The sequence below is a fragment of the Pseudoalteromonas xiamenensis genome (assembly GCF_030994125.1).
Taxonomy (GTDB): domain Bacteria; phylum Pseudomonadota; class Gammaproteobacteria; order Enterobacterales; family Alteromonadaceae; genus Pseudoalteromonas; species Pseudoalteromonas xiamenensis_B.
Genome location: NZ_CP099917.1, coordinates 3,593,199 through 3,619,623, shown reverse-complemented (window position 1 = coordinate 3,619,623; position 26,425 = coordinate 3,593,199). Strand labels below are relative to the sequence as shown.

Genomic DNA, 26,425 nt, shown 5'->3' with positions numbered 1-26,425 from the left:
TCTAAATTTTCGCGATCACGAGATTATGCTTAACATTTTAGAAGAGCAGACCGTTAACGATATTTATATTTGAACAACCAGCCTATTTCGGCTAGAAACTGACTGTTATTGCTTCAATATTCACTTTAGTTATCTCAACAGAGAGCCCTTCTATTACATAGAGTTCAGGCTATCGAATTGAAACAAGTTGTCATTGTTGTATTTCAGGCAGGGATTCCCTCAAGAGGGGTAGCTAAGTAAAATGCAACTCAGCGATAAAGCCTAAACAATAAAAAAGGCCAGCTTTGCTGGCCCTTTTCGGTAAACTTCTAACTCAAGTGATTAGAATCTGTAATCAGCTTGTAGGTAGAATGTACGACCGTATACATCAGCATAACGTGGGTCGAAACCAACTTGGTGACCAGCACCACCTGTACGTAGTGACATTGGCGGTTGCTTATCTAACAGGTTGTTAATACCGAACGTAACTGTTGTGTTATCGTCGAAGTTATAAACTGTTTGATAATCCATTAGCGTGTAAGAAGGTACACGTAGTTGTACGCTTACACAGTCACCAAACGCGTCAACCAATGAAACCGCACAGTCATCAGCTGATTGGAATTGGTCTTGGTAGCCAGACTTATAGTTTAGACGTACAGTGTGAGCGAAGTCACCGTGGCTCAACGTAGAAGAAATTTGTTGAGTCAAACGGAATGTAACTTCTTGGTCGTCACCAAAACGGCCTAAGCTAGTGATCCAGTCGTCAGTTGTACCTGGACGAGTATATGTACTTTCGATTGTGTAAGTACCAGACCAACGAGTCTTCAATTGACCGAACGATAGGTCGTTAGTCAAATCAACACTCCAGTCAACACCTGAGTATTTTGCACTACCTACGTTAGCTGAAGATTGGATGATAGCCAATTCTTGGTCACCCGTTGCAGCATTTGTACGTGTAGTAAATAGTTCGCGGTAACGAACTGGATCTGCGAAGATTTGGTCTTCAGTTAACTGAGTAACGCGATCTTCCATTTCTACTTGCCAGTAATCAAGTGTGATACCGAAGCCAGTAGATGGCGCGAAAACGATACCAACAGTTGATTGCTTAGACGTTTCGAATTTCAGGTTTGTGTTACCTTTTTGGTATACACCGTACTGTACGCGGCCACCTTGCTTATCAGGACATGCTTGATATAGCGCGTCTGATGGGCTGAATGGACATACATAGTTACCACTTGTTACACCGAAATCAACTTGTGGACGTGCGATTGCAAGTAGTGAAGGTGCTTTGAAGCCTGTACCGTATGAAGCACGTAGTAATAGGTCTTCAGTTGCCTGCCAACGAGCACTCAACTTGTATGTGAAGTCGCTGTCACCTTTACTGATTTCACCAACTTCACCAGTGTAGTTACCAACTTGAGCAGCATCTACGCCTGAGAAATCATCGTAACGACCAGCGATGTTCACTGTTACGTCATCGATAACTGGCATATCAAGTTCTGCGAAGATACCCATTTGTGAACGTTGCAGATCGTATGAAGTACCAGCTTCTAAGAATAGTAGTCTAGCTTCTTGGTTTGCTTCAGATAGTGAGTTTTCATACGTGTAATCACGGTAATCAACACCAGCAGCTACGTAAGCAAGACCACCTGGAAGATCAAATACTGGCATTGAACCTTTGAAATCCGCGCCTTTCATCGTGATCTTTGTATTTTCCCAGTTACCGTGGTAGATAGCTGGAGCTAGCGCTTGACGGCTTGCATCGTCAAGTTCTTCGTTAGGAACAAATACGTTAACCGCACCAGTACCGATAACGTCTAAGAACTCGTCAAGTAATAACCAACCTGTTGGGTAGTTTTGATCTTGATCGCTCACAGAGTACGTGAACGCACCTTCCCAATCGATTTCGCCAGTTAGACCACGAAGACCTGCTACGATATGTGTCGCAGTTGTTTCGTACTCAGTTGTACGGTTACCAGCAGGAAGTGAACGCCATTGAGCCTGAACACGGTCAATAGACGCGATTTCTTCTGCAGTCATACCTGATGGTAGGTTAGCAAGAACTTCATTCTTAACAAGATCAGAGCTCATATCAAGGTTGAAGAAACCTGTTGGGTACGGAGCAATACGCGCTGTCATTGCTGTTTTTGTGTACATTGCAGTAGCAAAACCAGTTACGTCGTCAGCAACGTTGAACAAACCGTTTAGTACAACGCTGTCCAATTTGTTTTCAGGTACTAGTTCGATTGTAGACGTGTAGTCAAACCAACATGCAGCACCGATTGCAGATGTGTCTTGTGCACAAGCACCCGTTTTGTTTGCATATGGGTTGTAAGTAGTTTGAGTTGAAACTAGCTCACCAGCAGCGTTACGTGTTTGGTAACGGATACGCGCGTTACCTGGAATAGCGTTACCTGAACCGTTGAAGAAATAAAGTGGGTCAGCAAAATCTGGGTGTTCAAAGCTTAGGATACCAGTTTGACCAAATTTACGTTGTTTTGCTTTTAATTGCTCTTGGTCTTCATGAGTGAATGCAGCAGTTAAAGAGAAACCGTCACGGTCTAAATCACCAAAACCAGTAGACACGTTGAAAGTTAACGTAGAACCACCGTCTTCTTGTGGACGGTCGTAACGAGCTGAGATAGTCGTTACATCAACGTTGTCTTTAAGAATGAAGTTAACAACACCAGCAATAGCGTCAGAACCGTAAAGTGCAGATGCACCATCCGTTAGAACCTCAACTTGCTTGATAGCAGAAACAGGGATTACGTTAAGGTTAACAGTACCGCCTGACGTTGCAGGTGCAATACGGCGACCGTTTAGTAGTACAAGCGTGTAAGATTCACCGATATCGTGGATTGAAGCAGTAGAGATACCACCACCACCGCCACCTACTGAATCAGCAGATGTAGTGAAACCTTGCATTGCAGGAAGTTGTTGGATTAGATCAGTTACGTTAGTAACACCAGTTTTTGCAATGTCAGCTGCACCGATAACTTGAACTGGTAGTGAACCTTCTAAATCAGTACGTTTGATTGCAGAACCTGTTACTTCAATACGCTCTACCTTTTCTTCTTCGGCACCTTGTGCTGCAGCACTTGCAGATACCATTGCGGTAGAAGCCGCACCAAAAGCGATCGCTAAGCGAACTGCTTTTGTAATTTTATTGTTTAACATTTATTTCTCCCTGGGCCACTAGCTGTGGTTTTTTAATAATATTTAGCTTTGTTAGTACCTATTGCTTACACAATAGAAACCAGACAAACGAAATACTAAACAAATTAACAACATCAGGTCAACACTATTTAGTTATATATTTGCAACATGCACAAAGTGGCAGTTTTCATTTTGGAAACAAATGAGAAATATTGTCAATGAATCAGAAAGTTATTAACGATTAAAAGCTGAGTACTTGTTGGGCTTCCACAGAGGTCGAAGAAAGGTCAAACGCTTTAACCATGTCAAAAATAGGGTTCAGCTGCTTTTCTATGTAGTAAGTGTAATCTATTGATATTAATGAAGGAAAAAGTCTAGGACCTTGCACAGTTTGAACATATTCGACCATAAACCCTGGTTTTGGAATTGAGATTTCGCCATTTGCGATTGCTTGCTTAAGCGCTTTAATGTGAGGAGGTATATTTTTTGTGTAAAGTTCTAGTGATTGTTGCATCCTCTTTTTGTAAATTAATAGTTCATCAAACTCCCCTGCTGTTAATTTATTTTTGTAACGTAAATAAATATCTGCAAGCATCTTTGTTTCAAATAGTGAAACAAAGAGTTCTTGTTGGAATAAGTGAGCTAACTTTGTCCAGTCACTTCGTACCGTCTCCATACCTTTGAAAACCAAGCCTTTATCACTACTTCCTGCGACTTTTCCGACGTAACGTTTCTTACTGCCCGTCGCGAGGTGCCGAATTGTTGGCATAAAAAAAGGCTGATAATGTACTTCAAACTCAAGCTCTAAATGACTCTCTAGTCTGTGTCGTTGTTGAAGTTCGCATCGCCAATTATGGTTTATTTTTTCAACAATTCCTTCGCCAATCCTGACACAATCTTGATGCTCTAAGTGTCCAGAAAGGTTTACAAATGTACTATCCGTATCGCCATAAATTACTTCGTATCCCATTTCTTCAATCCAATGTCGAGTCTGCTGCATGATTTCATGCCCTCGCAAAGTAATCGAGCTAGAGAGTCTGGGGTCATAGAAACGACAGCCTTTCGATCCAAGCACACCATAAAGACTGTTCATGATAATTTTGATAGCCTGCGACAGTTGTGCGTCTTTTTCGCTTTTTGCTTTTTCTCGAGCCTCACCTAATGTCGCCACAAGGCTCGGTAAATGATGATCAATCCGGGAAAATTGGGCTTGGTTAAAACCCTCGATTGTATCTTCAGAATTATCGTTAGCTAATCCCAATATAAGACCCAAAGGATCAATCAAAAAGGTACGGATAATGGACGGGTAAAGGCTTTTAAAATCGAGCACAATTACATTCTGATATAAACCCGGCTTTGAGTCCATAACGTAGCCTCCGGGGCTGTCGAAGCTGATTCCATGCTCACCTAAATTTGGCGCAATGTAACCGCTTCGATGTAACAGCGGTAAATATAGATTAGTAAACGCAGCAACCGAACCGCCTTTTCGTTCTAGTTCCAGCCCTGTAAGCTGCACTCGGCGAATGGCAAATTCGAGAAGGTGTAGCTTGTTAAAGATTTTTAACACCAAATCACAGTCTTGAAGGTTATATAGTGCGAGAGCCTGCTTATCTTCTTTGAATAAGCGATTAATTTCTTCCATCCGATCGTCATGGCTGATTAACTTATTTTCACCCAGAACTTCTCCGGCGACTCGATTGAGTTTGAAGCTTTCAAATTGGTAAGTTGCGTTTTTGAGTGTATCAATACCATCTAACACGACACGACCAGGCATCGTCAGTTTGACAAATTGGCCTTGCTGTAGATACAAAGGTTCATTGTTACGACCAATAGTGAGAACGATGCCAAGTGCATCGGCACGCTCTTTTAACACTCTAAAATCGAATTCGATTACGTTCCAGCCGATGACAATGTCGGGGTCATGTTGCTGAAAGAACCAATTAAACCGTTCAAAAAGCGCAATCTCATCTTTTACCCATTCAAGTTCACCATCTACAGCATCATCAGGACTGTCTCCAATCATGATAACCTTGTTACCGAACTCTCCTTTCAAACCAACGCAATAAAGGACGCCACTCATACTGCACTCAATGTCTAAAGAAACAACGGAAAGTTTGGGCACATAACGTTCATTAGGCTTAACTCTAGCGTTACGGATTTCTATGTAACCGTGTTTAACCGTCATTTCACCCGCGGCCCAAACTCCGCCTTTGACAAACCGTTCCATTAGAAATCGATCTGCTACACGAACGTCATCTTCATAAATTGGCAATGATTCTTCTAACAACGCTCGAGCTGCGTAAAATTCATTTAGAGCGTCAAAGTAACAAGCTGATACAGACTCGCCATTGAAGTGCTTTAGGTTTAACGGCCGAAAAGTACTCTCAATTCTATTGGTCTGTAGAATTCGCTGTGCTCGTTCAACATGCTTGTTTAGGATAAACAGCACCGCCTGCTGTGGTTCTGAAATAACTTTTATTGGCCCTTGCGATGAATTGAGCCACAGCACAACATACGTTTTACCGTTTGTTGTGACTGTTTGCCTCGATAACACGAACCCTTCGATTACAACTTGTGTCAACTTACTTCACCACCTACAATGTCGAACACTGTAAGTATATACATATTAATTTAAGAACTCGAATTCACACGAATGCTATCCGACAGACTAAAAAAAACGATTCGCGATGCTCATTTACGGATCGCAGAGCAATTACCAGATTATAAAAGTAGACCTAGTCAAAATTTTTTGGTCGCGGAAATCGCCAAGACGCTAGCTGGTGAGTATCACCGCACGCAACGCATCTGTGTTATCGAAGCTGGGACCGGAACAGGCAAATCATTGGCGTATGGACTTGGCGCGATTCCGCTTGCTCTTTCTCAGAAAAAGAAATTGATTATTTCAACCGCAACTGTCGCGCTACAAGAACAATTGATCGGTAAAGAACTGCCTTTCCTACAACAGCATTCTGGTCTGGACTTTAAGTTTGATTTGGTTAAGGGGCGCCAACGGTACATTTGCGCACAAAAATTATCGAGCGTTTTTCAAGAGGATGCTCAAAGTAGTTTTCTCCCAACACTCGCATCACCACTAACAAATCAAGAACAAACCTTGCTTGAAGAACTTCAAAAAAGCTATTTTGGCAAAACATGGAGTGGAGACAGAGACTCTTGGCCAAGTGCTATTCCAGATACGGTTTGGAATCTCATTGTTTGTGATAAACATGCTTGTCAGAGACAGTTGAAGTCGCACCAAACTTGCCCATTCCACCTTGCTCGGCAAAAAATTCTTCAAATGGATGTGCTCGTCATAAACCATGCTTTGTTACTGGCCGATTTAGAGTTAGGCGGTGGGAAGATTTTACCTGAGTTAGAAGATTCCTATTACGTCATTGATGAAGCCCATCATTTACCGACGATTACTCGAGACTTTTCTTCTGCTGCGGCGACTATCAAGGGAACAATAGAATGGCTCGAAAAACTGTTAAAATTTAGCGGTAAGCTATCCGCGCTTATCGTATCTCAAAAAGCAATTGGGCAGAACTTCAAGTTAAACGACGCAATAAATGATGCTTCAAAACACTTAAAACAAGTGAGAGACATCCTCGACAACGCTGACTATGAATACAACGACGATGAGCACTATCGTTTTGCCCACGGTCAAATACCTGAGAGCCTATTAAACCAGGCAAGTAGTATTGCAGAAGCGACATTGGACGCACTTCGATGCCTTACAAAAATGCATGATGCGCTTACCTCTGACATGGCCGATGGTGACGTTAAAAGTCCTATTGGTGAACCCGCGCTATTAGAATCAGGCTTATACATCTCTCGCTTAGAATCTTTAAACAAACTCTGGTTTTGTTACGCATCAAAAGCAGAAAGTAAAACTCACGCACGTTGGATAAAACGGTTAGTTTATAAGAATCATCACGACTATTTGCTCTGTGATTGTCCGATAGAAGTTGGCTTTTATTTAAAAGATGAGCTTTGGCAAAAGTGTGCGGGTGCAATCCTTTGCTCTGCAACATTAACAGCTCTTGGAACCTTTGATCATTTTTCCTATGAAAGCGGATTGGCAAAGGAGCCTGGCGTCAAATTTATCAAAGCGCCTTCTCCATTTGATTATCCGAAACAAGCCATCTTGCATATCCCAAAAATGGATGTTGAACCTACTGACACAAAATACAGCGACTATCTAAGTCAAATATTGCCAAAACATTTAGACAAACAAGGAGCTAACCTAGTACTTTTCGCATCCTATTGGCAAATGGAACACGTTGCTAAAGAGCTTCGGAAGAAAGGATGGTCGCTGCTCGTTCAAGGCGAGGCGTCTCGTGAGTCAACATTACACCTGCATCGTTCGAAAATTGACGGAGGAAATGGCAGTATTTTATTCGGTACGCAAAGTTTATCCGAAGGCCTCGATTTACCGGGTAAATATCTTGAAAATTTGATTATCACCAAAATCCCATTCGCAGTGCCTACGTCTCCAGTGGAAGAAGCACAGGCTGAATTTGTCCAAAGTAAAGGCGGGAATCCATTCTTAACCATTACCGTGCCAGAAGCCTGTAAGAAATTAGTACAAAGTTGTGGTAGACTCCTGCGCAAAGAGTCTGATTTTGGCAGAATTACTATTTTGGACCGTCGACTTATCAGCAAGAAATACGGTCAATCTATGCTGGATTCACTCCCGCCTTTTACTCGGAAAATAGAATATTAATGATAGAATTTGCCTTAGAACCAGCTACTTGGGCCTTGTTATGTGTCGTTGCAATGGCGGCAGGTTTTATTGACGCTATTGCCGGTGGTGGTGGCATGCTTACTGTGCCTGCGTTATTAACCGCTGGTCTACCACCTCACCTCGCCCTCGGCACGAATAAACTCGCAGCAAGTTTTGGTTCAGTGACCGCCAGTTTTGCCTATTATCGTCAACGGTTGTTTGACCCCAAATTCTGGATACAGTCTGTCCTTGCAACCGCAATTGGTGCGCTGCTCGGTACACTTTTGGTGGATCATTTAAGCATCGACTTTCTAAATAAGCTTATTCCCGTCATTATTATCGCAGTGGCGTTTTACAGTTTATTTGGAACGTTAAGTCACTCAGACAGCCATAACTTACCTCGCGTAACTAAATCACTGAAAATTAAACAGTGGACTCAAGGGCTAAGCCTGGGTTTTTTCGATGGTATGGCGGGCCCTGGTACAGGCACATTTTGGACCGCGTCCAACAGCATACTCTATAAAATGAGCCTATTATTGAACTGCGGGTTGGCTCGTTCGATGAACTTTGTCTCCAACTTTATTTCGCTTATTACATTCGTTGCACTAGGGCACGTCAACTTCTTACTGGGTATTTCAATGGGGGCTTTTTTGATGTGTGGTGCGTGGTTCGGCGCACAATCTGCTATTAAGTTTGGTAATAAACTCATTAAACCAATTTTCAATGGTGTAGTTATTGTGCTGGCGATAAAGCTAATTTACGAGGCCTATTTGTAAATGGTGAAAGCGGTCGATAAATTAAAATGGCATGTCGAAAATCTCGTTTCGCAAGCCGAAGAATTTGATAAGGCGAAATGGTTTGATAAAAACCGCTACATTCAGTCGCAACCAAGCCTTTTTAGTAATCGATTGTTCGTAAGTAAAAGTCTTAAGTTACGCGATTACGTTGATGAAATAGTACAATCACTTGCGTCACTACCGCCAGAAACGCATCGTCATGCGTATCAATTTGCTATCACTAAAATCGGCGAACAAATTGAAGCCGTTATTAAAGTACTAAAATCAACACCTGTTTGGGCAAAAGAAAATAAACCAAGCTCTCAAAAACAACATCAGTATCGAAAAGCGATTACGAGAATCATGCAATCATCGCATGAACTCTATCAAGAACTTTCACAGAACCACGAATTTGAAAGACGTTTGATAGACATGATCGAAGAGCGAAAACGGCTCCTCGATGACGCAAATAAAACCGATGTAGAGAAATTAAATAAGGAAATTTTCGCACTGCATATGCGACTAGGTCGATGTCGAAAAGCCATCGCGGCAACCGAGGAGAAAATCCTTTTTGCTGAAAAACAAAGTCGCTCATGATTTTCTATTCCTCCAGTTACTCCAACCTAGACTTACCTGAACGGCATCGTTTTCCAATTGATAAATATCGCACGCTCTATGAAACCTTGTTAGCGTCAGAGCTTTCGTCGTTACTCCTACTTCGTGATGATCCAATCGATGTAAGTAAAATTAGATTATGCCATGCTCCCGATTATGTCGACGCGTTTCTAACTGGATGCCTAAACCCCACAGCGGTTAAAAAAATGGGTTTTCCGTGGTCCCCAGAACTAGTTAACCGAACTCTCATTTCACTTGAGAACGCTCGGCAAAGTGCCTTATGTGCTCTTAAACATAAATGGGCTGTAAATTTGTCTGGCGGCTACCACCATGCTTTGCCCACCGCAGGGGCTGGATTTTGCATATTCAATGATTTTGCTGTGGTTGCTCACGACTTAATCCATCAAGAGTTGGTTGACCGAGTACTTATTTTTGATTGCGACGTTCATCAAGGTGATGGTACCGCTTTTCTGTGTGAGCATAATCCAAATATCATTACCTGTTCTATTCATTGTGAGCAAAATTTCCCACGTTCGAAAGCTCAATCTGATCTCGACTTTCCCCTACCAGTCGGAACGAGTGACACGCTTTATTTAAACACGGTGCATGAAGCTTTAGATTTAGCCATTCGCCTTTATCAACCCGATATTGTCCTTTACAACGCAGGTGCCGATATCTCTGTACACGACGAATTGGGCTTGTTGAAGGTCAGCCTCCAAGGTGTCAGGGAAAGAGACAGCATCGTATTGAACACCTGTTTGAAAACGTCGTTGCCCATCGCGGTTGCTCTCGGTGGTGGTTATCAACGAAATGCGGAACGGCTAAACCAAACCCATAACCAACTTTTTAATGCATTACTCGATAACCTGAATAACTTGGTATAAACTCATTTAGGGTTAAATAGTTAGGGAAGGTTAAAAGATGCGATTACATGATGATGTTCATAACTACTACGAAAAAATCATGCTCGATAAAATCGTCGCGAAAGGACTTGATAAACAATATGACGAAGACGTGATGGCCGACTTCTGTTGTACTGTCTTAAACCAGTTACCGTCTCGATATATTCGTTATGATGTTGATATGGCATTTTACTTGTCACAACACGAACGAATTCAAATGGAGAAGCGAGTCGATGTGGCGATTGACGTTGCTATTTCTCAAGTTGCGAAAAAGCGTACCGAGGTTAAGGAATGAGCGAGTTGAAAAGTGCCCCTGTTCATATTCAACTTGCAGTTGATTTAATCCTATTGCTTGAGCAAAATGACATTCACCCAGCTCAAGCACTGGACGCGCTAGACATCGTTAAACGGGATCTTGAGCGTAAACTCGCACATTCAAGCGCTACAGTTGAGGGCTAACGCTGCTCGTTGAGTTTATGTTGAGCAAAAAAGGCCGCATCTTGTTCACCTTCAGAATCACATAAAAAGTAGGCTATATCATCTCGAGTTGGTGTTGGTTTCTGATGTTGGCCATTTTCCCAATAAAGCACCGCAAACTTGATGAGTTCCCGTAAATAACAATGATCCCAAGCATAGTGGCAATATCCATGATTTGGGCTTAGGTAAGGTTCATAATTAAGTGATACTGAATTCACTCTTCGGCTGTTTTTGAATTCAGCAAACGCTTTTGCGTCTTGTTCAGCTGCTTCACCACAAAAATAAGCGACATCTCGCCTCGGAGGTAAAGCCTGAGGTAAACCGAACTTTTCACCTACTCCCCCACACTCTACGACAATCCATGAGATAAAGTGATGTGCTATCGCATGATCCCAGCTTAGTGCAATAAACATAGTACGACTTCCTAATTGGTTTTTAAAACGGCATTTTAACGAAAAACGAGACTAACGTTTTGAGTTAGCGCAAGTCACAGATAACGTTTCATGCATATCCATATACTAAAGATGAATTTTTAACCGCTTGCTCACTTTGGATGCTTACAACTAAATTCCCACAAAAACGACATTATTATGCAGAGGATAAACTGTTAACATGAAAACAAAACATACCCACACCCTGTTTTACATATTTAACAACATGATAATCCAATAAAAATTTGCAATATTTTTTGCATAAAAAACCTTATAATGCGGGTAAAAATCTATATAATCCCACCCTTATTGCATAATCATATTTGTACCACTTTTGCTGGTCTTGTTTATCTGTTTACACAGTGTTTAGTTATTGGGTTGCTAAAAACAAATAACAGGATTGAGGATTAAAATGTTGATAAAAAAACTACAACCGAGCTTAGTTGCGCTCGCCATCGCTGCGAATATTTATGACGTGCCAAAAGCCTACGCTGATGAAGCGTCGGTAGATAAAGGCATTGAAACTATCCAAGTTACAGCCACTCGTCGTGCAGGTACGGTTCAAGAAGCACCGTTAAACATCACAGCTGTTGATGCCGATGTAATGAGTGATCAAAACATTGGCGATTTGGAAGATGTTGCACGTTGGGTACCTGGTCTAACCGTAACGGATCAAGGTGGCCGAGAAGGTTCACCGATCATTGTCCGTGGTCTTAATACCAACTCTTCTGAACGCGCCTCTGATTCAGGCACAGTCGCAACTTACCTTGGCGAAATCCCACTAAACCTCAATCTCAGGCTAACGGATATCGAACGTGTTGAAGTCTTAATTGGGCCACAAGGTACGCTATATGGTGCAGGTACGCTCGGCGGCGCAATCCGTTATATGTTAAAAGCTCCTGTTTTGGACATGGTTGAAGGCTCTGTTTCAGCCGATGCTTTTTCAATAAATGAAAGTGGTTCAACGGGTAATGAACTCGGTGTGGTATTTAACTTACCGTTGATTCAAGATGAACTCGCTGTGCGCACGAGCTTGAATCGTTATCATAATCCAGGCTTCATTGATTACAACTATGTGTCGAAAAATCCAGGCTTCAGTAATCAAGACCCAAATTGGACCGACAAGCAAGACGTAGCTGAAAACATACGTAAAGTTGAAGATGCAAATGATGAAACTATTACAACGGCACGTGTTTCTGTTCGCTGGGAAGCAACAGAATCAGTCAACGCGACACTAAACTACTTCTACCAAAAGCAAGAAAATGGCGGTAATGCAATAACACAATACCAATCTCTCGCATCAAGCCATCCTCTCAGTGCTACTATTGGTCGTTACGAATCGGCATATCGCGTTGAAGAACCGAATGAGCAAAAAAATGATCTGCTTAGTTTAGAAATTAATGCCGATTTAGAATTTGCAGATTTAGTATCAGCATCCGGTTGGTCTAGCTATGATCAAATAGGTCAACGCGATCAAACTGATCTTCTTTACGATATTTGGCCAGGGTATGCGGACTACCCAACATTTACAGCTTTAACAAAAGATACCAGCAAGCAAGACAGCTTCACGCAAGAAATACGATTGGTTTCAAAGGGTGATAGTAAGCTTAACTGGATCGCTGGAATTTACTACAACAAGGTTGAGAGTAAATCAGATGACCGTGAATACACGCCTGGATTGACTGAATTTTGGGGTGGTGGCATTCCAAATATCGAAACGGATTTAGAATATATTGCGCTGAGCGAAACCAACAGCAAAGAGTCAGCGTTGTTTGGCGAAATTGGTTATGAAATCACGGATGCTTTCAATGTAACACTTGGTGCGCGCTTCTATAAGTATGATGTAACCACGTCATCGGGTTCGGCTACACCTCTTTATAGTGGTGATGTTAGTGATTTTAACCAAATTACACTCGAGTCTATTAATGCGAACGACAACGGGAGTTTGTTTAAATTTAATGCTAATTACACATTAGAGAACGGTGTTCTGACCTACTTTACGGTGAGTGAAGGCTTCCGCCTTGGCGGCGGTAATGGCTTAGAAGCTTGCCCAGAAACATTACCTGACCAACAAATTATCTGTGCTCTGCCTCATGAGTTAGATTACCAGCCAGACACGACGACAAACTATGAGCTTGGTTTTAAATCAACATGGTTTAAAAATCGCCTGCATTTCAATGCAGCTCTCTTTAGCGTTGATTGGAACGACGCTCAAATTTCAGCTGTCACGGTCAATGGACAAGAAATCATTACCTCAAATGCTGGCGCTGCTAATTCAAAGGGGGTTGAATTATCAACTCGCGCAATTCTATCGGATAACTGGACTGTCTATGCAACCTATTCATACGCAAAAGCAGAGTTAACGGAAGATGCACCTGCATTATTTAAAGTGTTTAAAGAAGACGACGGTTACACTCCTGAACAAATCGCGCTTTATCAGCCCTATTATAACGGTAGCAAAGGCGACCGTTTACCTGGGGCGCCTGAACATCAAGCATCATTCGGTGTTAGTTATGAACAGGAAGTCTTCGGTGATACCATGATGAACATTAACTACGGTATTACCGCTCAAAGCGACATTTATACGAAAGTTGGTTTGAAAGCCGATGGTGAAATTTTACCTGGTTACGCGCTTAGTAACCTAAGTGCAAAGTTTGCCAAAGATTCGTGGTCAGCGACAATATATGTCGATAATCTATTCGATAAATACGCGTTTACCTCTGTACGTCGAGATAAATCTTGGGCGGGAATGGGTCACTTTGAAGAGTTAAACAAAGCATTGCCTGAGCTTCAGCGAGTATATGGTCACTATACTACCAAGCCTCGTACGATTGGTGTTAAAGTCACTTATAACTTTGAAATTTAAATGGTGAGGGGCGATAGCCCCTTTCTTCTATGTTGAATTACCAAACCCTGCTAGACGCAATAGAACAAAACAAAATTAAACCTGTACATGAAGCTATTGTGGCACATCTCAGCCATTATCCAGATGATCACGCCGCGTACTATGTGCTCGCGGTACTTAACATAAAATTGAGAAATATTGCGAAAGCCATCGCAATTTTAGACAAATGCATTAGCATCAAACCTTGTTCAAAATACACCGTAGAAAAAGCAAAACTCTTATTGTTTTCGCATCAACCGTTAAAAGCGAAAGCAATGTTAGATGCTATTAAACCTGAGTGTACCTCTGTCGCAGCGGAACTGGATACCATTGCCAACATGCACCTTCGTCTGAGCCAGTTTGAAAGCGCTAGTGCATTTTTTGAGCAAGCTTACAACGCTGCGTCTGATAACCCCAACATCAGTCTTAATTTCGCAATAAACGAAAAAATGCGAGGAAATGTAGAAAAAGCACATAGCATATTGGTCGAGCTGTGTAAAAAACACCCTACATTTATTCGAGCTCAAGTTGCGCTTTCCGAACTCTCTGGCTCAACGAACTCTCGGGAAAGAATTGATGAATTAGAAACGTTGCTATCCCAAAGCAATACAAATCCACAAGCACAATATGACCTATATCACGCACTTGCGCTCGAATATGAAAAACGAGGAGAGCTTGATGCAGCTTGGCATTGTTTCAATCTAAGTAAAGTCGCTGTTGCGAGTCTAATTGGTTTTGACAAAGCAACATATGTTCGTTTTATTGAAGAACTTAAATGGGCTACAAATACCCCTATTCAATTTGACGCCTTTGATGATATTGAACCAATCTTTGTCGTAGGCGTGCCTCGTTCTGGCACAAGTCTTACTGAGCTGCTTTTGTCTCATACAGACCATTTTAAAGCGCTTGGTGAACTCACGACCTTCCCGCAATTTCTAGGTGTAAAAAACAGCCTAATCCAAACTCTAGATGCATTAAAACAAGAATACGTAACCGGTGAGGCATGTCGTCGATATCGCGAAACGTATCTAGCACTAAGCCAAGGAAAATGCGGCATTGACAAGTTTCCATTCAATTACTTGTTTGTCGATATACTCGCAAAAGCGTTCCCTAAAGCCAGTTTTGTCTTTGTACATCGAGACTATAAAAACACGGCTATTGCCAATTTCAGACAACATTATCAGCCAAGTAGTCCTTTTCATCACTACAGTTTCAACTTTGAGCATTGCCAACTCGTCACGGAACTCGCTGACAGTTTAAGGCTACATTTCTCCAATAAACACCAGCAAGTGTTCGATTTGTCTTATGAGAAGTTAGTAAATAACCCAAACGAAGTGTTGACGGAGCTATGCCGCTTTTTGGACACAGACTTTGACCCAGAAATGCTCAATTTTTATCAAAAAAACTACTATTCTGCGACGGCGAGTAAGCTGCAGTTACGTAAACCACTGAACCAAGACGGTCTCACTCGCTATAATGGCTACATAAAAATTATTGGTGGGGAAAATTAAAGACTAAACACGTTCGCGACCCGTTACCTAAAAGTAGCTAGCTCACGAACATGTAAAAGTGTTTACCTACATTTTTTGTATACCGTATTCGCGTATTGCATTTAACACCTGTCGGTTCTTTTGTAACTGTTGTTTCGCTTTGTGTTTTAACTGTTCTACATGGGCAAAACATTGCTTTGCGACGTCATCTCGATGACAAGCAAACTGATAGGCTCGCGCATCAACCGTGAATCCCATACCATTTAAGACATATTGATAACTATCTTGAGGGAATGGTTCAAAAACATGTTCAAAGTCGTATTTGCTCACCGGCCTATCGTGCCAGTCTTCTAACATTAGAAGCAAACTTTGAGGTATGGACTTTGACATCTTATTCGCTTGCCAAAACGGCTCTTGTCTTTTGGAAAGTACGTAGTGCATCTTGATAAAATCGATGGTTCGTTGCCAACGAAAGTGAAAGGACTGATTGTATTTTTCAGCAGAGCGGCTCATCTGACGGTCATTACGAGGGAAAAGTTCAGCGATCATATTCGCCGCAGCTTCAATCAAAAAAATAGCAGAGGCTTCCAATGGCTCCACAAATGCGCCTGAAAGCCCTACCGCAACACAGTTCTTGTGCCAGAACTTTTCTCGATAGCCACAATTCATTTTAATATGCTTGGCGTTTAGTTTCCCTTTATCGTCACCGATGTATGTTCTAAGAATTGATTCAGCTTCGTCGCTACTCATAAAATCAGAACAAAAAACATGTCCCGTGCCCCGCCTTGACTGGAGACCAATATCCCAGATCCAACCAGCAGATTGGGCTGTAGAAATAGTCGCACTCGCAATATCTTGATCTGCTGTTTCATAAGGCACTTGAATTGCGATCGCTTGATCAACCAGTAGCTGATCTTTGATAGAGCAAAACTTTACGCCGAGATTCTGACCAATTAACAGAGCTTCAAAACCCGTACAGTCAATATATAAATCGGCAGTCAGTCGCCCTTTACCATCAGTATCAACCGCGGCTATTCCCGTATCGTCAGAGTGAACTTGCACAACATTTGCAATAAGGTGTTTTACACCCAATTGCTGTTGTGCATGTTCTTTAAGTAATTCCACAAGCTTACCTGCATCTAAATGATAAGCGTAATTCTGAAGTCCTTCATAGGGCCGATTTGTAATGAGCTTGGGTGATAGTCCCGCCTCACTTAATGCGGGTTGCACGCTGATGGAGTCAGCGTAACTTTTACCTTCGGAATACTTATACCAATAGGGTGTAAGGTTGAGCTCTGCACTGTCTAAGATAGATGTAAAAGAATGATAATAATGATGATTTTTGCCATTAATTGGGGCCTGCTGCCAATTTACAAATTTAGTGCCTTGTTTAAATGAAGCGTCTGTTCGATTTAAAAAAGTTGCTTCATCAATTCCAATACTCGCCAACGTTTTCCGCATCGTTGGCCAAGTCCCTTCTCCTACGCCAATCGTTGGTATATCGCTCGATTCCACTAACGTAATTTGGACCCCCTCTGGCGAATTAGCATTGAGTGCACTTGCCAATTTTGCTGCAGTTAACCATCCTGCGGTCCCACCTCCAACAATCAGAATTTTTTTCATGACTTAAATCCTCGTAAATCCATGGAGCTGAACTTTTTTAAGTAAGTCTCGGTGTGACGGAAGATGTTTCACGAGCTTTTCTGATAACTCAGCAACAGCCATCATTTTTTTAGCGGCAAGATGTTCATCGACAATTAATGGGTGGCTTGCTTCAATCTTTGTATCAAACTCCAATCCATAGAGCACATAAAGATAGCTATCTAAATTGAATGGCTCCCACGCTTGCTCGAAATCATAACGAGTAGGTGGACGAGTTTTCCAGGCCTTGAGGTTTTCTTGAAGGTTCACAGGGATAGAATCCGAATTGCAGTTGTCTTGCCAATAAGCAGTATCTCGCCTGTCAGAGATACAGTAGTGTAACTTAATAAATTCAATTGTACGTTTCATTCGCATGGTAAATGAACGATTAAATTTATTTTCTACATATGCCATCTGTTCTCGCGTAGCTGGCATTTGGTCAACGAGCATATTTGCTGCGGCATCAAACAAAAATATGGCAGACGCTTCCAAGGGCTCAACAAACCCTCCTGACATGCCAATAGCGACACAGTTTTTGTGCCAAAATTTTTCGCGGTAACCTAGTTTAAGTGGGATCACTCTCGCTTCACACCCGCTTGCATCATTCCCTATATATTCTCTGAGCGTTTGTTCAGCGGCTTCAATCGTTGTGTATTTACTACTAAAAACGTGGCCAACTCCACGACGATTAGTCAACGCAATATCCCAAATCCAACCAGCGTCTTGAGCCGTCATAATCGTATGGCTTGGGATCGCGACATCATCGGATAAATAAGGAACTTGTATCGCAATCGCTGTATCATTAAAAATCACATCACTAATATCATGCCATGGAATATGATACGTTTTTTCGATAAGAATTGGATTACTTCCGCTACAATCAACAAACAAATCACCGTCAATTGTTGATGCTATATCACTGTCCGTATGAAGCTTTACAATATACTCTTCTTCATCAAGTTCAACGTTTTTCACATTCGCAAGAACATGATTAACACCAAGTTTTTCAACGCAGTGCTTAGTTAAAAATGCCGCAAATTTACCTGCATTTAAGTGGTAAGAATATTCTTGAACTGCCATATACTCTGGCGTGGTCATTTCTTTGGGGCCACAATTAGCATCACAAACATGACTTTGCGATGCAACAGCGTAGTCATAACGCTGTGATGATCTATTCATTAGCCAATAAGGCGCTAAGCTAAAATCGTATGAAGAATGATTAACTGTATTTAGAGGATGATAATAACGATGAATTTGCTCGTCTTTAGGTGCATTCCAGTTAACAAATAATGCGCCTTGCTTGAATGTTGCATCACATTCCCGCATGAAATCCGCTTCAGCAACACCTATTTTTTTAAGAGTTGCACGTAAGTTAGGCCAAGTCCCCTCTCCAACACCTAAAATTGGAATATTTGGCGATTCAACCAATGTGACTTTCTTATTTGAATTTGACGTCACTTTGAGTTGTTTAGCAAGCGTCGCTGCAGTTAACCACCCTGCTGTGCCGCCGCCTACGATAACGATATGATTTATTGGCTGTGTCATTTTAACTCCCTAACAACTCAAGTTAAATTAAAACAGAGTAGATGTAATGTGAACCAAATCTTTTCGATTTATTGGATTGCCGCCGACGAATAATGATGTTTCTATGCCTGTAAAAACGTATATAGTCTCATTGACTTTAGGCTATCCCGAATGGCTTGTCGTCAGTGAAAAGTTTCGTAAAAGGAAGACGTATGCCTTCCTTTCTATACGACCTTAAAAACGATAAGACACTTTTAAGTACGTGTTACGACCATTATCTGCATGCAAACGCATTGCGTTGTAAACGCTGAGACGTTGGACGGTTGTTTCTTCAAGCAAGTTTGTCGCTTCTAAGCTTAAATCTACATTCTCATTTACATGCCATGTCGCAGAAAGATCAAGAAACGCATGCGCATCCCAGAATGCATTACCACCGATGCCTGTACTTTCTGCTATGTAGTCATCGCGGTAGTTATAAGCTAGGCGAAGTGCAACCTGTTCCGTCTCATAATAACCGGTCAAGTTATAGGTGAGTTTAGAAAGTCCTGGTAAACCTTCTTTTTTAACGCCAACAAGCGCCCCGTTGCTATCTAGTTGGTTGGCAAGCCCATAACCCTCGGCATAAGTCACGTTAGCAAGTAAACCAAAATCGCCAAATGACTGCTGATATTGGAATTCTATACCTTCTATCTTGCCACCTAAGCCTTGAACGTTCTCTTTAAGTATTCTGGTTTCACCATCCACTTCTAATTTACTCACCTTACCACCTGAGATAACGAATGATGAGATGTCTTTATTAAAGAGTGTGACAGAGAAAAGTGAAGACTCATTGAAATACCATTCAACACCAATATCCGCTTGCGTGGCGCGATATGGGTCTAAGTCAATTGAACCTCGTGTATAGGTTTTCGTCGTATCGTTATAACTCGACGCAGGATTCATATAACTGTAGTTAGGACGACTCATTACTTTGGATGCAGAAGCGCGAAGAATTACATCTTCCGCTAGATCCACAGCTAAGTTGAAGCTCGGCAACCAATCAGCGTACTCATTCTTTTCTTTTTCAATACTGCTTAAACTCACGAAATCATAATATTGTGCAGAGGCTTCTGTTGATACATAACGAAGACCAACGTTTCCTCGGTAACTTTCCCCAGAAAAATCACCTTGCACATAAGCCGCAAAGATATCTTCTTTAACTTTACCCCAACCTGCTTTTTGAAGCGTTGAACCCGTCTTGAATTTGTCAACGTGAGCCCGAACTTTATCACCATCAACGCGAGCTACATTACGCGGAGAGCCGTCAATTAAACCCACACCAGAGTGGTCAAATGTACCATCCGCAAAATCGGCTTTAGTCAGTAAATTACCATTGGCATCGAGATTGACTCCAGCGCCTAAATCCCACTTATTTGCATAACTAGAAAATTCGTGGTCACGGAATTTTAGACCGGATTTGATATTAGTCACGGCGCCAAATTCAACAGGGAAATCGAAATCAATTTGCGCAAAGGATTCTTCGTCTGAACGAATTGTTTCAACAACGTTAGGCACACCCATCACGTATTCTGCATGATTACTCGCATCGGTTCCAACAGGCTGAAGTAACATGTCTTTTGAGTGAGTCATGTCAAAGATGATTTGTTGGTTAGGGGCTTGAGATGTCCAACCGATCCCATAGTTGCCGCCATCGCCACCGGATGCTTCTGTTTTACCAATCTTTGCGTTTAGTGAGTAGTTGTCCGCTTTATAGTCGACATCAACTGAATACACTTTAGTGTCCACTTCTGCATTTCGTGTATTTTGGTCATCATATGGACCACCCGCAAAAGTACCATTTACAGCGAAACCTTCTGTTGGAGAAAGACCTGTAGCACCGGTAACTTTACTATTGAAATCAGCAGCATCACTGCCCGCGATAATCAAATAGTTTTGGTTCGAGTTACCAGCATCTAAGTCGACGCCGAAATAGTTTAACGAAATGTCTAAATTAGCGCTTGGGGCGAACTGGACAACAAAATTCAGCGCATCACGTTTACGAGTTTGGTTAAATTCAGCAATACCTGCACCCGCCCAACTGTCGTCTAAATAGTTCTCTGCTTTATGCGCACGGCCAACCGTTTCAAGCGTCGATAGTGCCCCTAAGAAACCCCACGTTTCTTCATCGTTTTTCCAACTTACAAGCCCTGTACCACCGTAACCTGTCCCGTCAGAAATGCTATTATCTTGTGCTTCAAGTGAACCGAAAATAGTTAATGAATCTAATTGCAGGGGTTTACGTGTGCGCATGACCACCGTACCACCTACACCACCTTCATCAATAGACGCGGTAGGAGATTTATAAACATCAACGCCCGCAACCATTTCCGTCGGCATGAGATCCATGTCAAATGAGCGCGTCATTGCTTGTTGAGAAAACCAGCCCGTCGATGCTACGTAATTCCCATTTAAAGATACATTGGTTAGCTCAGGATTTGTTCCCCTAATTGAAACTGAACCACCTTCACCCGCAAAGTTACGCGTAATCGATACACCCGGAATACGTTGCAGTGACTCTGCAATATTTTTGTCCGGCATCTTACCAATGTCTTCTGCCGTAATAGAATCGACAACTGCATTAGCAAATCGTTTTGTATTTAATGACGCTTCCAAAGAGCGTCGAATACCGCGAACTTCGATAACTTCAACACTTTCGCTAGCTTGGTTTTCGTCTGCCGCATAGGCGATGTTAATTGATGCTGTACCAGACAAAATCAACCCAACGTTTACCGCCAGTAAGCTTTTCTTAAAATTATTGGTAAACACAGAATTCCCCTTGTTATTTTTGTGCATTCAACCTTGCAATAATGACAACGCTGTCAATCATGCTTTGTACAACATAGCGCCAAAAGAACAAATAATCCACAACTTGACCAAATAATTTATTGTAATTTTTTCATCTTTAACATTTAAGTATCATTTTTTAGGGCGGATCATTGAAAAAACGATTAGAACTTCAGAATAAAATGAACAAAAACTGCACTATTCAATGAGAGAAAACCGCTTTAGCATTATTGAAAAGCGGTCATTGCTGCAAAAGGCGTTTATGGATGTTCAACGATTCAGCCGAGACATCGCTTTGGCAAGCCCATCGAGCCATTGACGGTGCGGCATTAAATTACGCTTTGCGTTATCTAAGAGTAGCGAATTTTCCCCAAGTATCTGCTCGCTTTTCTTAAATTCAATATTGTTCATATTAGGTAAGTCAGTCGAGTACTGCATGCCATACAACACATACTGGAAGTTTTTATCATCAAACAACTCAAAACGACTAAAAAAATCGGATTGGATGGGAGGCCGTAGTTTAAATTTCTGCAACTTTTGAGTTAGTTCCGGTGACCACGTTCGACTATTCCTATTTTCTTCCCAAAAACCACTATCTTGTCGGTCAGAAATACAATAGTGCAGTTTGATAAAGTCCACTGTTCTATCCCACGCATATCTTGTCGCTCGATTAAAATCTTCTTGAAACGTAGGCATATCTTCAATTGTTCTTGGAAAGTTGCGGCACAATAATTCAGCAGAAAAGTCTGTCAATAAAATTGACGTTGCTTCTAATGGTTCAACGAACCCCTGTGCCAGACCCAACGCTACACAATTTTTATTCCAAAAATACTCTCTGTAACCAACCTCCATGGGTATTTTTCTCGGATTGAAATCAGCTTCAGGGATCTTTAAATACTGCGCGTATTGTGTCTTAGCCTCCTGTTCACTCATATATTTGCTGGAATAGACAAACCCTGTACCACGCCTATTCGTAAGGGGAATATCCCATATCCACCCAGCTGCATGGGCAGTTGCTGTCGTGTACGGTCTTATCGCTTCATTCTCGGCCAAATTCACTTGTTGAACGAGCGCTGTATCTACAATGAGTTCTTCAGACTTAGAAACAAAAGGGGTATGTAGTGTTTTGTCAATGAGAATGGAAGAAAACCCACTGCAGTCAACATAAAAGTCAAACTGAAGCTCCTCATTGTCTCGCGTGACTAAACTTCTCACATTGCCAAATTCATCTTTTGTCGCTGATTCAATTGTCGCGATTAAGTGCTTAATACCGAATCTTCTTTGTGCATTGTTCGATAACAGCTCGGCAAATTTAAGTGCGTTGAAATGATATGCATAGGACGCGACTCCCTCGTAATCACCATTGGATTTATGCTTTGGAGACAACCCTAGTTCACATAGATCTGCTTGAATACCTACAGAGTCAAAACGCAACCCTTTGGTCAACATATATGAGGTGACATTAAATCCTTTCGGGTAAGGCACATCAAATGGGTGATAGTAGTGATTCTCACCATGAATATTTGTGTCTAACCAATTTACAAATTTTATGCCTTGTTTGAAAGTTGCATCGCATTTAAAAAGGAATTCAGCTTCAGAAATTCCAAAACGCTTTAGACTGTTCATAATATAAGGAACAGTCCCTTCACCCACACCGATAGAAGGCACATCCTGAGATTCAATAACGGTGATTTCCAACAGTGGGTTGTGGCTTAATTCTGCACCTAGATGATTTGCAGCTAACCATCCTGCCGTACCGCCACCGATGATAGCTACTTTATTTATTTGCATACGCTATCTCCTTTCAAAAAAAAACCCAGCATACACTGGGTTTTTCTTAAAGTTCAAATAATTAGAACTGGAAACTTACACCAACACGGTAGATAGCTTCACCACGGAATGACCACGTTGGGAAATCATCTTGCAGTGCTGGCTTAACGTCTGTACCAACACCAGCTGCACCATATTGAACATCATCTTCCTCAGTTAGGTTAACGATTTCAAGACGTGCGACTAGGTTTTCGTTAATATTCCAACCAAAGGTCAAATCAAGAGTACCGAAGTCATCATGCATACGGTTACCATAGTACGCACCATATTCACGGATCATGTACTCTGAACGCCAGTTATACGCTGCACGAGCTGAGTAGACATCGTTTTCCCAGTAAGCGACAAGGTTGGCACTGTGCTCAGATGCTTCAGTGAATTTGCTTAAGTTATCAGTGTAAACTTCTGCAGGAGCTTGCGCATCAGCATAAGTATAGTTTACGTTAACACCAAAGCCGTTATCCCATGCATGATTAACCTGAAGTTCAAGACCGAAGATTTCACCGCCACCAGCATTCTTATAGTTGTTTACCGTCCAAATGTCAGCTGGTGTAGGAATATCATTGTTAATTACACCAATTTGCTGATTCGTTTGAGTTGTAGCAACGATAAAGTTTGAGATGTCTTTGTAGAACAACGTTGCAGATGCGAGGTTGCCATCACCATAGTAGTATTCGAAACTTAAATCAGCTTGAGTTGACTTCATTGGTTTAAGGTCTGGATTACCATAGGTGATCTGTTCGTTGAAATCACGGTCATCTGGGTAACCCGTTGACGCAGACAAGAACAGGTTATCGTAGTTAGGACGTGTAATTGCCTGACCAGCTGCAAAACGAATAATCTTGTCTTCTGAAAGGCTGTACGCAACGTTCAAACTTGGCAAGAAATTACTGTAGCTACCATCAACCGAATGAAGTTCTTCACTCCATCCCGCGTTTACACCTAAAATATCTGCTGGCGAGTTATCGATTACATGGCCGCTCGATGTTACGTCAGTCTTAACATAACGTACGCCGAAATTACCACGGTAGTCTTCAGAAGCAAACGAGAACATACCGTATGCAGAGAAGTTATCTTCTTCTATTTTTCCGTAAGCAGGACGGCTATAAGCAAATTGATCAACTAGTGACAACGTAGCATTAATCATTGCGTCAAGGTTTGCTTTAGGAATTGTCCAACCGTCATAACCTAAAGGCATTGTGCCACTGTAAAGATCCGACGTTTGGAAACTATTTTCTTTGTTTGCATCGTAGATAGCGCGGTATTCTTGCTTAACAAATTCATGTTTAGTAACACGTACACCAGCTTCAAACTTGTTGATTACATCAAAATCTAAATCAAGATCTAAATCAATTTGAGCGTAAGTTTCTTTATCTTCGTTTGGACCTTTAATACCTGTCCAAGTTGACGTGCCGACTGTTGTATCAAGTTGCTCACGTGTAAAACCCATGTCTTTACCATCGATGCGGATTTGTTTACCTGTCGCATCAACAGTACCACTCCATTTTACCGCGCCAAACTTGTCACCCCACCAACCGTAACCGAAGTTCGCACTCATTTGAGTACCACCTTCCGCTTTTGTGCGGCCCACTGTTGCAGCGATTGAATAGTTTTCGCCCTTGTAGTTTCCATTGAACTCATAAGTGTCAGACGTCATTTCGCCTTGACGAGCCCAGTTTTGGAAGAAAATTTTAGACGCTTTGTCTTCAGGCGTTACGCTAACTGTACATACACCTGCACCATTGAATTTTTGACAGAATGAATCACCGTCGCCCCAATCCGTGTCAGTATTGATGTACATGTTAGCACCAATACTATCTGCACCCAGCTTGAGTTTTAATACATGGAAATCAAAGTCTAAGTTTTCAGAAGGACGGAATTGGAAAGTTGTATCTAGCGCTTTGCGCTCTTGTGATTGTAGGAAGCTTGAAGGCTGGATAGACGAACGACCACCCCAATCTAAGTCCGCTTCTGTACCTTGGCGTAGATATTCACGGTCAACGTACGCTCCTGCTACAAGAACACCAAATGACTCTTCTTCGTTTTTCCAGCTGTACAATGCGGAAATATCAGGAGCTACATTTTCGTTTAGCGTGCCATATTCGCCTTTTACAGAGGCAAACATTTGGTTCGCTTTTAAATCAAGTGGCTTACGAGTTTTGACGATAACCGTACCACCGATGCCACCCTCAACAATGTTTGCCTGAGTTGATTTGTAGACTTCCATACCACCAATCAATTCTGCAGGTAGCATTGAGTAGTTAAATGAACGGTCAATGTTCATTTGGTCGTACCAACCCGTTGACGCCACATTTTGACCGTTTAACGTTGTTAACGTCATACGAGGATCGGTACCGCGAATCGATACTGATGAACCTTGACCAAATGCGCGGCCTACTGTGATACCTGGAATACGGCCCAGAGCTTGACCCACATCCGCATCAGGTAATTTACCGATGTCTTCTGCATTCACTGCATCTACGATGCTGTTTGCAAAACGTTTTTCATTGATGTTGGCTTTATTTGACGCTCGTAAACCACGAACTTCGATGACTTCAACACTTTCTTGAGCCTGCACTTGATCCGCTGCTTGAACAGCACCAATCGAACCAGCGCCTGCGAGAACGATACCTACATTTATAGCAAGTAAGCTTTTCTTAAAATTATTAGCTAACACAGGATTCCCCTTGAATCATTTTGTTGGTTTTTAAATCACTTCTGCCCAGTGAAGATGACAACGCTGTCATCTAATAACAAACCATACACCCAAAATTACAATTTAGCTACACTTTTTTTCGTAGTAAAACACTATCCAAAATAGCTTATTAGCCGTTGTTTTTGTTGGGTATTTTTAAAATAAGTTGTGATTTGTTACATTTAAACGCGAGGAATATAACACAATAAAGACAGAAATTAGAAGTAAAACACGGCGAAAGCAACCTCGTTTTTACCTCTTTTGGGTATGTTGATATTTTAAAGAATTGCTCACTGGGCAAAGTTTGCGATTCGGGGGAATTGAGATCAACTCTCAATGACAGCGCTGTCATTATAGGGCCAAAACATCATTATTTCCACCATTAAATGATAAAAATAACGTTGGGACATTTTAAAATCAGTCACATTTAGTTGGATAACCAACTTATGGTTTAAAAAAAAACAGAGCTTAGTTTTCCGACA

The 26,425-nt window shown here is 41.7% G+C and carries 16 protein-coding genes; 8 read left to right on the top strand and 8 right to left on the bottom strand.

All coding sequences use genetic code 11. The annotated features are described in order from the left end of the window. Window positions 1-321 precede the first annotated feature (321 nt). Both NI389_RS16880 and NI389_RS16875 read right to left on the bottom strand, forming a co-directional pair. Window positions 322-3,156 carry a TonB-dependent receptor gene (locus NI389_RS16880; protein WP_308360977.1) on the bottom strand — a complete coding sequence of 945 codons (2,835 nt, stop codon included), beginning with the start codon at window positions 3,154-3,156 and terminating at the stop codon, window positions 322-324. 220 nt (window positions 3,157-3,376) lie between these two features. Next, window positions 3,377-5,716, bottom strand: a complete 2,340-nt coding sequence (locus NI389_RS16875) for a DNA polymerase II (RefSeq protein ID WP_308360976.1) — start codon at window positions 5,714-5,716, stop codon at window positions 3,377-3,379. Between the two features lie 72 nt (window positions 5,717-5,788). Between NI389_RS16875 and dinG the strand changes: the two genes are divergently transcribed. From dinG to NI389_RS16845, 6 genes are read left to right on the top strand one after another with little or no spacing between them, the layout of a single operon-like run. Continuing rightward, on the top strand, window positions 5,789-7,858 hold the full coding sequence (gene dinG / locus NI389_RS16870; protein ID WP_308360975.1) for an ATP-dependent DNA helicase DinG: 2,070 nt from the start codon (window positions 5,789-5,791) through the stop codon (window positions 7,856-7,858). Further along, window positions 7,858-8,634: a TSUP family transporter gene (locus NI389_RS16865; protein ID WP_308360974.1), complete on the top strand. Its 777-nt coding sequence runs from the start codon at window positions 7,858-7,860 to the stop codon at window positions 8,632-8,634. The genes dinG and NI389_RS16865 overlap by 1 nt, the downstream gene beginning before the upstream one ends. After that, window positions 8,635-9,231, top strand: a complete 597-nt coding sequence (locus NI389_RS16860; RefSeq protein ID WP_308360973.1) for a primosomal replication protein — start codon at window positions 8,635-8,637, stop codon at window positions 9,229-9,231. Beyond that, complete coding sequence (locus NI389_RS16855; protein ID WP_308360972.1) at window positions 9,228-10,133, top strand: histone deacetylase family protein; 906 nt, start codon at window positions 9,228-9,230, stop codon at window positions 10,131-10,133. Before NI389_RS16860 ends, NI389_RS16855 begins: the two co-directional genes overlap by 4 nt. Window positions 10,134-10,170: 37 nt before the next feature. Beyond that, entirely contained in the window at window positions 10,171-10,446 is a 276-nt protein-coding gene (locus NI389_RS16850; protein WP_208843060.1) for a late competence development ComFB family protein, read from the top strand. After that, window positions 10,443-10,610: a DUF2496 domain-containing protein gene (locus NI389_RS16845; protein WP_308360971.1), complete on the top strand. Its 168-nt coding sequence runs from the start codon at window positions 10,443-10,445 to the stop codon at window positions 10,608-10,610. Before NI389_RS16850 ends, NI389_RS16845 begins: the two co-directional genes overlap by 4 nt. On the opposite strand, the gene NI389_RS16840 is transcribed toward NI389_RS16845, so the two are convergent. Beyond that, on the bottom strand, window positions 10,607-11,041 hold the full coding sequence (locus NI389_RS16840) for a hypothetical protein (protein ID WP_308360970.1): 435 nt from the start codon (window positions 11,039-11,041) through the stop codon (window positions 10,607-10,609). The two genes, NI389_RS16845 and NI389_RS16840, sit on opposite strands and share 4 nt — an antisense overlap. A gap of 430 nt (window positions 11,042-11,471) precedes the next feature. Here NI389_RS16840 and NI389_RS16835 point away from each other — a divergent pair, with 430 nt between their 5' ends. Both NI389_RS16835 and NI389_RS16830 read left to right on the top strand, forming a co-directional pair. Further along, window positions 11,472-13,925: a TonB-dependent receptor gene (locus NI389_RS16835; protein ID WP_308360969.1), complete on the top strand. Its 2,454-nt coding sequence runs from the start codon at window positions 11,472-11,474 to the stop codon at window positions 13,923-13,925. A 29-nt stretch (window positions 13,926-13,954) separates the two neighbouring features. Next, window positions 13,955-15,454 carry a tetratricopeptide repeat-containing sulfotransferase family protein gene (locus NI389_RS16830; protein ID WP_308360968.1) on the top strand — a complete coding sequence of 500 codons (1,500 nt, stop codon included), beginning with the start codon at window positions 13,955-13,957 and terminating at the stop codon, window positions 15,452-15,454. A gap of 66 nt (window positions 15,455-15,520) precedes the next feature. Here the strand turns inward: NI389_RS16830 and NI389_RS16825 are convergent, their stop codons facing one another. The 5 genes from NI389_RS16825 to NI389_RS16805 form a co-directional block, all read right to left on the bottom strand. After that, the gene (locus tag NI389_RS16825; RefSeq protein ID WP_308360967.1) at window positions 15,521-17,056 is read right to left on the bottom strand and encodes a tryptophan halogenase family protein; all 1,536 of its coding nucleotides are present in this window, start codon (window positions 17,054-17,056) and stop codon (window positions 15,521-15,523) included. A gap of 3 nt (window positions 17,057-17,059) precedes the next feature. Next, window positions 17,060-18,619, bottom strand: a complete 1,560-nt coding sequence (locus tag NI389_RS16820; RefSeq protein WP_308360966.1) for a tryptophan halogenase family protein — start codon at window positions 18,617-18,619, stop codon at window positions 17,060-17,062. A 213-nt stretch (window positions 18,620-18,832) separates the two neighbouring features. Next, window positions 18,833-21,403: a TonB-dependent receptor gene (locus NI389_RS16815; protein ID WP_308360965.1), complete on the bottom strand. Its 2,571-nt coding sequence runs from the start codon at window positions 21,401-21,403 to the stop codon at window positions 18,833-18,835. 288 nt (window positions 21,404-21,691) lie between these two features. Then, window positions 21,692-23,212 carry a tryptophan halogenase family protein gene (locus tag NI389_RS16810; protein WP_308360964.1) on the bottom strand — a complete coding sequence of 507 codons (1,521 nt, stop codon included), beginning with the start codon at window positions 23,210-23,212 and terminating at the stop codon, window positions 21,692-21,694. Between the two features lie 61 nt (window positions 23,213-23,273). Further along, on the bottom strand, window positions 23,274-25,925 hold the full coding sequence (locus NI389_RS16805) for a TonB-dependent receptor (RefSeq protein ID WP_308360963.1): 2,652 nt from the start codon (window positions 25,923-25,925) through the stop codon (window positions 23,274-23,276). Window positions 25,926-26,425 lie beyond the last annotated feature (500 nt).